Origin of the sequence: Lutibacter sp. HS1-25 (assembly GCF_004121075.1) — a bacterium.
In the GTDB taxonomy this organism is placed as follows: Bacteria; Bacteroidota; Bacteroidia; order Flavobacteriales; family Flavobacteriaceae; genus Lutibacter.
Genome location: NZ_RHLN01000051.1, coordinates 1 through 3,313, shown reverse-complemented (window position 1 = coordinate 3,313; position 3,313 = coordinate 1). Strand labels below are relative to the sequence as shown.

General features: G+C 33.6%; 2 protein-coding genes. Both read left to right on the top strand.

Annotated features, from left to right (window positions below; translation table 11 throughout):
- On the top strand, positions 1-1,820 hold a 1,820-nt coding region (locus EC396_RS11965; protein ID WP_305036102.1), incomplete at its 5' end, for an RHS repeat domain-containing protein.
- 11 nt (positions 1,821-1,831) lie between these two features.
- Positions 1,832-2,704, top strand: coding sequence for an ankyrin repeat domain-containing protein (locus EC396_RS11960; protein ID WP_129366918.1), 873 nt, complete (start codon positions 1,832-1,834; stop codon positions 2,702-2,704).
- Positions 2,705-3,313: the final 609 nt, after the last annotated feature.

Sequence of the window (3,313 nt, the reverse complement as noted above, 5' to 3'; positions counted from 1 at the left end):
GGTTAAAACAAATAAACAACCCTACTAGTTTAGGGACTGATTTATTTGCTTTTAAACTAAATTACAATACTACTGAAATGGGGATGGGTGTGTCTGCATTGTATAATGGAAACATAAGTGAAACAATTTGGCGTACAGCAAATTCCGAAACATACGGAAACCGTAAACGTGGTTATGCATATCAATATGATGCGCTTAATCGCATAACAGAAGGAGGATTTAGAAGAGCCAATAGTACAGGAAGTAGTTTTATTGAGCAAACCAATGAATACAATGTAACTGGAATAGATTATGATTTAAATGGAAATATTAAACATCTTAATAGACGAGGGGTGATTAATAGCTCTAATTCAATTGGTGATATGGATAAACTAACTTACACCTATAGTTCTAATAGTAACAAATTACAAATAGTATCTGATGCAGGTAATGACACCTATGGTTTTAAAGATGACCTAATAGGAGCAGGAATAGATTCTACAACAGATTATACTTATGATGTAAATGGGAATATGACTAAAGATGATAACAAAGGAATAACACGTATTACCTACAACCATTTAAATTTACCAACCAAAGTAACACTAAATAACGGAAATATTGAGTACTTTTACGATGCAACAGGTGTGAAATTAAAGAAAATAGTGAGCACAGGAGAAAATACATTATACGCAGGAAATTACATTTATTCAGGTTCTGAAGGTATGGAAACATTAAAATTCTTTAACCAACCTGAAGGTTATGTAGAACCTGAAAATGCTAGTAATTATGGCGCTGGTTTTAATTATATTTACCAATATAAAGATCATCTTGGAAATATTAGGTTAAATTATACTGATGAAAATCAAAAAAATGCAAATCCAATAAGTTTACAAATTGTTGAAGAAAACAACTATTATCCATTTGGACTTAAACATAGTGGGTATGGGGCACCGAATGGCGCTTATAGAGACCACAAGTATGGTTTTGGTGGTAAGGAAGAGCAAGATGATAATCTTGGAGGCAATCAATTAAATTGGCTCGACTTTGGTGCTAGGAATTACGACCCTGCAATTGGTAGATGGATGAATGTTGACCCGTTGGCAGAAGTTTCGAGACGATGGTCGCCATATACATACGCTTATAACAATCCAATATATTTTATTGACCCTGATGGGATGTTAGCAATGCCTAGTCCATTAGAGGCAGCAATAATGTCAAAACATGTATATGGTGATGATGTAAAATTAATTGGAGGCTGGAAAGTTTCTAAGGCTGGGAAAGGATTAGATTTAAACAATGATAAATCAGGATTTAAATCTCAAGTTTATGAGAGAACAGTTAAAGGCAAAACAGAATATACTTATGCTACTGCTGGTACTGAAGATTTAATTGATGCAAAGCAAGATGTTAAACAAGTATTTGGTTCATCAGAGCAATATAAGCAATCTGTTGAAGTTGCAGGTAAGTTAAGTGATAAGCTAGGTAGTGCAGAATTAAGTTACACAGGCCATTCTTTGGGTGGCGGACTAGCTGAAGCAAATGCGAATACAACAGGTGATAATGCAATTACTTTTAATGCAGCTGGTTTATCTGTTTTCTCTCCTGGTGGAAATAAAGAATCAAAGACTACAGATGCATATATTGTAACGACAGACCCTTTAAACGCTGCTCAAGAACTAAGCGGATTACCAACTGCTGGAGGAACAAAACATTTTATAAAGCCAGGAAGTACACAAGGTGCCAAAAATGGACATAGTATAGATACTGTAATCGAAGCATTACAAACGAAGTCTTTTGGTCAGTTTGTTAAAAACTGTATAGATAATTTTTTTAAATAATAATTTAAAATATGAAAAAAGTAATTATATGTTTTTTAACTATACTTTTATTTATTAGTTGTAACAACAATAAACCAGATAAAATGAAAGAGAATTTGTTAGGAGATGATTATAGGTTGTTTCAAAATACTGAAGTATGGGAGCTAGCTAAGGCAGTTGAAAGTGAAGATTCTTTAAAAACAAAAATGATTCTTGATGATGAGAATGTCAATATTGACTTTCAAGAACCTAAATTTGGGAGTACTTTATTAATGTTATCCATAAAAAACAGCAAATATAAAAGTGTAAAACTTTTACTTGAATTAGGAGCAAACCCTAATTTGTCGGATTTTTATAGAGGAGAATCTGCTGTAATATCTGCTGCTAATAATAATAACCCTAAATATCTAGAATTACTTTTACAATATAAAGGAAATCCAAATGCGATAGAGAGTGCTCCATTTAGAAAGGATGACGAAGTAAGACAAACAGCATTATTGTCAGCAATTAATGTTTTAGACAATAATAGCCTGAAAAAAGTAAAACTTTTAGTTAGAGCTGGAGCAAATGTAAATTATTTTAATTTTGGACATACAGATTTGCCTCTTGCAGAAGCTCTTTCCGCTAAAAAAATAGATGTTGTTTTATATCTTTTGCAAAATGGAGCGGACAGTAGCTTGATGATGTACGAAATGATAGATGGTCATAAAGTTTATATTTTAGAAGCATTACGGAAATGCATATTTGACCTAAACAGTGAACAGTATAAAAATAAATTAAAAGTAATTGACCTTTTGAAAGAAAAAGGTTTAGATTATAATAATGAACCTATTCCTGATTATGTCTTAGAAAAAATAAAAAAACAATACCCAGAGAGTTGGAACGATTATATTAAAAACTATTAAAGTTATCTACCTTGGTAATGTGTCAGATTTATTGACACAACTCTCTTTAAAAATCAATATAAATTAAACAAACATAGGCGAGCAATTAAAACGGTTCGCCTTTTTCAAACCCGATGGCGCGGATATGTCACTCACATCGATAGCGCGGAAATGTTTTCCGTGCCCGTAACGAGTAAGCGACTAATACTAATATAATATAAACCACTTTCTATAAATTAGAGAGTGGTTTTACTTTATTACTAACTGTACAATAGCATAAGATGTCACAGATTACAAATCTGCGCCAACGGACACTTCGACTCCGCTCAGTGACCGGAATTTTCAATGGATTGTTCATGAGATTCTGAAACAAGTTCAGAATGACGTTAGAGTTTATGGTTGGTGAGTTCCCCAGCCGAGCTGAAGGTGACGTATTTGTTGCAGGATTGAGTTTTTGTCGATGATAATTAAGGTACTTGCACGGATTGCAAATCCGCGCTAACAGACACTTCGACTCCGCTCAGTGACCGGAATTTTCAATGGATTGTTCATGAGATTCTGAAACAAGTTCAGAATGACGTTAGAGTTTATGGTTGGTGAGTTCCCCAGCCGAGCTGAAGGTGACGTATT

What these genes read in the sequence shown, in the direction of transcription:
- EC396_RS11960 (WP_129366918.1), top strand. Translation starts at nt 1,832, where the DNA reads ATGAAAAAAGTAATTATATGTTTTTTAACTATACTTTTATTTATTAGT.